The organism is Streptococcus sp. DD04 (assembly GCF_001578725.1).
GTDB classification, from domain to species: Bacteria; Bacillota; Bacilli; order Lactobacillales; family Streptococcaceae; genus Streptococcus; species Streptococcus sinensis.
In genome coordinates this window covers 17,170-22,042 of the sequence record NZ_KQ968977.1, presented here as the reverse complement: position 1 = coordinate 22,042, position 4,873 = coordinate 17,170, and the positions used below count along the sequence as shown (strand labels likewise).

Here is a 4,873-nt window from a genome sequence, read left to right as displayed (position 1 = left end):
CGTCTCTTAGCTGCTGGGAATGATTTCAACTTTGTGACCAATGTGGATGAAATCTTAAATGACGACGAGATTGCTATTGTAGTGGAGCTGATGGGGCGGATTGAGCCAGCTAAAACCTTTATTACACGTGCACTCGAAGCAGGTAAGCAAGTGGTAACTGCCAACAAGGACTTACTGGCAGTTCACGGTTCAGAATTGTTAGACATTGCTCAGAAAAATGGCGTTGCTCTCTACTATGAAGCAGCTGTTGCAGGCGGTATCCCAATTTTGCGTACCTTAGTCAATTCATTAGCTTCTGATAAGATTACTCGCGTTCTGGGGGTAGTCAATGGAACTTCTAACTTCATGATGACCAAGATGGTAGAAGAAGGCTGGTCATACGAAGCTGCCCTTGCAGAAGCACAACGCCTAGGATTTGCTGAAAGTGATCCGACCAACGACGTTGATGGAATCGACGCAGCTTATAAAATGGTCATTCTCAGCCAATTTGCTTTCGGTATGAATATCCAGTTTGAAGATGTTGGCCACCAAGGTATTCGCAATATCACACCTGAAGATGTCGCAGTTGCTCAGGAATTGGGCTATGTGGTTAAATTAGTCGGGTCTATCGAGGAAACACCATCTGGAATTGCAGCTGAGGTGACACCTACTTTCTTGCCTAAAGCACATCCCCTAGCTAGCGTAAATGGCGTAATGAACGCTGTCTTTGTCGAGTCAATCGGTATTGGAGAGTCCATGTATTATGGTCCAGGTGCAGGTCAGAAACCAACTGCTACCAGTGTTGTTGCAGATATCGTCCGTATTGTCCGCCGTCTAAACGAAGACACTGTCGGCAAAGCCTTCAATGAATTTAGTCGTGAGCTAGTTCTGGCTAAGCCTGAGGATGTGAAGAGCAGCTATTATTTCTCTATTTTGGCTCCAGATGCTAGAGGTCAAGTCTTGCATTTGGCTGAAATTTTCAATGCTGAGGAAGTATCATTTAAGCAGATTCTTCAAGAAAGCAGCGATGGCGAAACAGCTCGTGTGGTGATTATTACGCACGCTGTTAGCAAAACTCAGCTAGAAAATGTAGTGGCTAAGTTGCGTGAGGTACCAGAGTTTGAATTGCTCAATACCTTTAAAGTATTAGGAGAATAAGATGAAAATTATTGTACCAGCAACTAGTGCCAATATTGGGCCTGGCTTTGACTCAGTTGGTGTCGCTGTCTCCAAATATTTGGAAATTGAAGTCTTGGAGGAGAGTCAGGAGTGGGTCATTGAGCATGACATCAATCCTAGAATCCCAACTGATAAACGTAATTTACTAATTAAGATTGCCCTGCAATTAGCCCCAGACCTTCATCCTCGCCGTCTGAAAATGACCAGTGACATTCCTTTGGCGCGTGGTCTTGGATCGTCCAGCTCCGTTATCGTTGCAGGAATTGAACTGGCCAATCAACTAGCAAATCTGAATTTATCTGATCATGAGAAGCTTAAGATTGCGACAAAAATCGAAGGTCATCCTGATAATGTTGCACCCGCAATTTACGGGAATTTAGTGGTTGCCAGTTCCTTCCACAATCAGGTCTCAGCAGTTGTATCAGACTTTCCAGAGGCTAGCTTTATCGCTTTCATCCCTGATTATGAGTTAAGAACAGTTGAAAGCCGCCGTGTCTTGCCAAACCGTCTGTCTTATAAGGAAGCAGTTGCAGCGAGCTCCATAGCAAATGTGGCCATTGCAGCACTTTTAAAGGGAGATATGAAAACAGCTGGTCGTGCTATTGAATCAGATCGGTTCCATGAAAGATACCGTCAGCCGCTCATCAAAGAGTTTTCTGATATCAAATTTTTAGCCAGAAAACAAGGAGCTTTTGCGACCTATATTTCGGGGGCTGGACCGACAGTGATGGTCTTATCTCCGCGGAACAAAGCTGAGCAGATTTACAAACTAATCAAGGAACAGGGCTTTGATGGGCAAGTCTTCCAGTTGCAAGTGGATACTCAAGGTGTACGTGTAGAAGAGTAAAAGCGATCTAGAGAATATTCATAGATTTTGTTACTGTAATAGCTGACAAATTTTAACATTGAGAGAGAACGCAGCTTCTCTCTTTTTTATAGTTCAATATGACTCATTTAAGTCCTTAACAAAGCTTTTATATCATAGTATTCATTGAGGATTTCATAGTCTGTTAATATTTGACAAAGGCGTTTTTTTAGACTACACTTAGGTTGGAAAGCGTTTTCATATACTATTATTTAGAAAGGATGTTGAAAATGGCAAAATTAGATAATAAGGTAGCTTTAATCACAGGAGCTGCTGCTGGACTTGGAAAAGGGATTGCCCTTGTTTATGCTAAATATGGGGCGAAATGTTGCTTGATTGATCTTGATTCAATAGAGCTGGAAAAAACTGCTCAAGAACTTCGAGATTCTTATCAGACAGAGGTCATTACTTTTGTCGGAGATGTATCGAAAAAAGAAGATATGGAAGCAGCGGTGAGAAAGACAGTGGAGCAATTTGCTTCTTTGGATATTGCATGTTGCAATGCCGGTGTTTGTCAGTTGGCTCCGTTTGAGGAAATGAGTGACAAAATGAGAGATTTCCATATCGATGTGAATATTAAGGGTGTTTGGAATACCTGTCAAGCTGCTATCCAACCCATGCTCAGACAAGGAAAAGGTGCGATTGTTATTGCTTCTTCAGTGACAGGAGACATTGTAGCTGATGCTGGAGAAGCGGCCTATGCTATGACAAAGGCAGCTCTTGTCGGTTTGACAAAATCTTTGGCTGTTGAATATGCAGATCGTAATATTCGGGTTAACTGCACTCAGCTCGGCTATGCTCGAACGCCTATGGTGGAAAAGATGGCAAAAGAGTCAAATCCTGACGATCCCGAAAGTATTATCAATGATATTGCCCGTGGCGTACCAATGAAACGTCTGGCAAAACCAAACGAGGTTGGTGAACTTTTTGCATTTCTAGGAAGCGATGAATCCTCTTATTTAACAGGTTCTCAAGTTGTTATTGATGGAGGCAGTACTTTGCCGGAAACCATGAGTATGGGGACAAATTAGAAAATTAAGAATTTGTATTCATGGAAGATAGGTTTAGCAGACGAAGGGCTATCTATCAAAAAATTCAAAAGGTGTTGGAACTGATACTGTGATTTCAACACCTTTTATTTTATACAATGGATGATATGTAAACTTGAATTTTGAGAATCAGAAATGAGAAATTAGTATATGAGTTAAGGGTGGGAACGATATTTCTAATCCGAAAGCAGTATGGCAGGATGCCTAGCAACTGTGGGCCACATGCGAGAACTGGCTATTTTTTGCTCATTCCGTTATTACTTACCATAATACCCAGCTGGCAGGCTACTACCTGACTCATGTCATGGATATTCAGACTGAGATGAGGAAAGCGATAACCTAAATCCTGAGCATCCATGATTATGATTCCTTACTACTATAGAGTTGATGTTAAACAAATACCCCCCTTGTCCAGATAGTAACAGTAGAAAGTGGTGGCCCCCCCAAGGATGAAATCAACAGACTAATGACCAATCAGGGAGGTTTCCAGTGCAGGTTAGTGTAGGCAAGTAAATAATCAATCAGTAAGCCAAGATGTTTCCCTTGGTTTTTATGAATTCTTGCCAACTAGTTTGCTCGTTTTTGAAACCCTTTGCAAAATTTGTTATACTATCAATAGAAAAGGAGTGATTTTATGAGCTTAACCAGCCAGCTTATTACAGCAGATTTTCCAGATTTGGACAAAGTAGAAGCCTTAAATATTGAGGCTTTTCCGGAAGAGGAGAGGGTGCCGCTCAGCGAGTTTTTGCGTTATGAAGATCAGGAAGAGGCCAATTTTTTTGCTTTTTATCATGAAAATGAATTTGTTGGCTTTGCTTTTGCCATTTCCAATGAACAGGCTTTTTATGTCAGTTTTTTTGCCATTATGCCTCACCTGCGCAGCCATGGCTATGGTGGAGAAATCATTGATAAGCTGGTAAATTTTTATCAGCGGACCATGCTCTTAGAGATTGAGCGTCTGGATGAGCCTTGTGACAATCCTGAGCAACGCCAGGCTCGCTGGGACTTTTATCAGCGTAAGGGATTCCGCTCAGCCAATGCTTTTTTGGAATATGACGAGCTTAGTTTTGAAATCCTTTATCGAGGAGAATCTTTTGATGAGGAAGCCTATCGAGATATCTTCCGCCGCCTTCAGGAGGAGCATTATTTCGACTTTGAAATCAAGCACAGACGTTTCAGCGACTACTAAAAATAGAGTTTATTGGTAGAAACTGTCGCCTTTGCTTAAGAAAAAGGATGAAAGTAAAGTTATAGTTCAGCTTATGTAGAAAAATAATCGAACAGCAAGGAAGGGATATAATGGATAAGGATATTAAACTAGTGGCAGTAGATGTAGATGGAACCTTTGTCCGTTCAGATTATACTTATGATGTGCCACTCTTTAAGCGAATTTTAGCTGCGATAGATAAAGAATGTCCTCTGCGGACTAGAAAGTGCCTATTGCGAGCGAGGGACAATCAGTCAAGATTTTTATGAGCTGACCAATCACTATTATCATCGCCTGCAATGGGTAGATGATTTCAAGGACGTACAAGATACTGTTCTTAAATTTGCCCCGACACCCCGACAGTGCCAGCGGATAAGACCTATGACTACTATGATCTCTTTCGAGAAAAGCTAGCTGGGAAGGTCGAGCCGACTACCAGTGGCCATGGTTCTATTGACTTAATCGTTCCGGGCTGTCATAAGGCATCGGGACTTAAGCGCTTGGTAGAATGCTGGGGCATCCGGCCGGACCAGTACATGGCTTTTGGCGATGGAGGTAATGATTTAGAAATGCTATCCTACTGCGGTGAGAGCT

5 protein-coding genes and 1 pseudogene are annotated in these 4,873 nt (G+C 42.1%); 5 read left to right on the top strand and 1 reads right to left on the bottom strand.

Annotation, left to right across the window (positions count from 1 at the left end; genetic code table 11):
* From STRDD04_RS02975 to ucpA, 3 genes are all read left to right on the top strand, one after another.
* Positions 1 to 1,137, top strand: a 1,137-nt coding sequence (locus STRDD04_RS02975) for a homoserine dehydrogenase (protein ID WP_082757332.1), incomplete at its 5' end; no start/stop codon positions are given.
* A 1-nt stretch (position 1,138) separates the two neighbouring features.
* The gene (gene thrB / locus STRDD04_RS02970; RefSeq protein ID WP_062199231.1) at positions 1,139 to 2,005 is read left to right on the top strand and encodes a homoserine kinase; all 867 of its coding nucleotides are present in this window, start codon (positions 1,139 to 1,141) and stop codon (positions 2,003 to 2,005) included.
* Positions 2,006 to 2,253: 248 nt separating this feature from the next.
* Positions 2,254 to 3,054 (top strand): SDR family oxidoreductase UcpA, encoded by an 801-nt coding sequence (gene ucpA / locus STRDD04_RS02965; protein WP_062199229.1) that lies wholly within the window; start codon positions 2,254 to 2,256, stop codon positions 3,052 to 3,054.
* 253 nt (positions 3,055 to 3,307) lie between these two features.
* Here ucpA and STRDD04_RS11580 read toward each other — a convergent pair whose 3' ends face one another.
* Positions 3,308 to 3,430, bottom strand: coding sequence for a hypothetical protein (locus STRDD04_RS11580; protein ID WP_269450142.1), 123 nt, complete (start codon positions 3,428 to 3,430; stop codon positions 3,308 to 3,310).
* 276 nt (positions 3,431 to 3,706) lie between these two features.
* Between STRDD04_RS11580 and STRDD04_RS02960 the strand changes: the two genes are divergently transcribed.
* Together STRDD04_RS02960 and STRDD04_RS10525 are read left to right on the top strand one after the other, a co-directional pair.
* A complete protein-coding gene (locus STRDD04_RS02960; RefSeq protein WP_062199227.1) occupies positions 3,707 to 4,261 on the top strand; it encodes a GNAT family N-acetyltransferase in 555 nt (184 codons plus the stop codon).
* 110 nt (positions 4,262 to 4,371) lie between these two features.
* A pseudogene (locus tag STRDD04_RS10525) lies at positions 4,372 to 4,873 on the top strand (HAD hydrolase family protein); the annotation flags it as partial.

Bases quoted from the DNA above. Each gene is read 5' to 3' on its own strand.
- thrB (WP_062199231.1), top strand. From the start codon at position 1,139: ATGAAAATTATTGTACCAGCAACTAGTGCCAATATTGGGCCTGGCTTT.
- ucpA (WP_062199229.1), top strand. From the start codon at position 2,254: ATGGCAAAATTAGATAATAAGGTAGCTTTAATCACAGGAGCTGCTGCT.
- STRDD04_RS11580 (WP_269450142.1), bottom strand. From the start codon at position 3,430: ATGGATGCTCAGGATTTAGGTTATCGCTTTCCTCATCTCAGTCTGAAT.
- STRDD04_RS02960 (WP_062199227.1), top strand. From the start codon at position 3,707: ATGAGCTTAACCAGCCAGCTTATTACAGCAGATTTTCCAGATTTGGAC.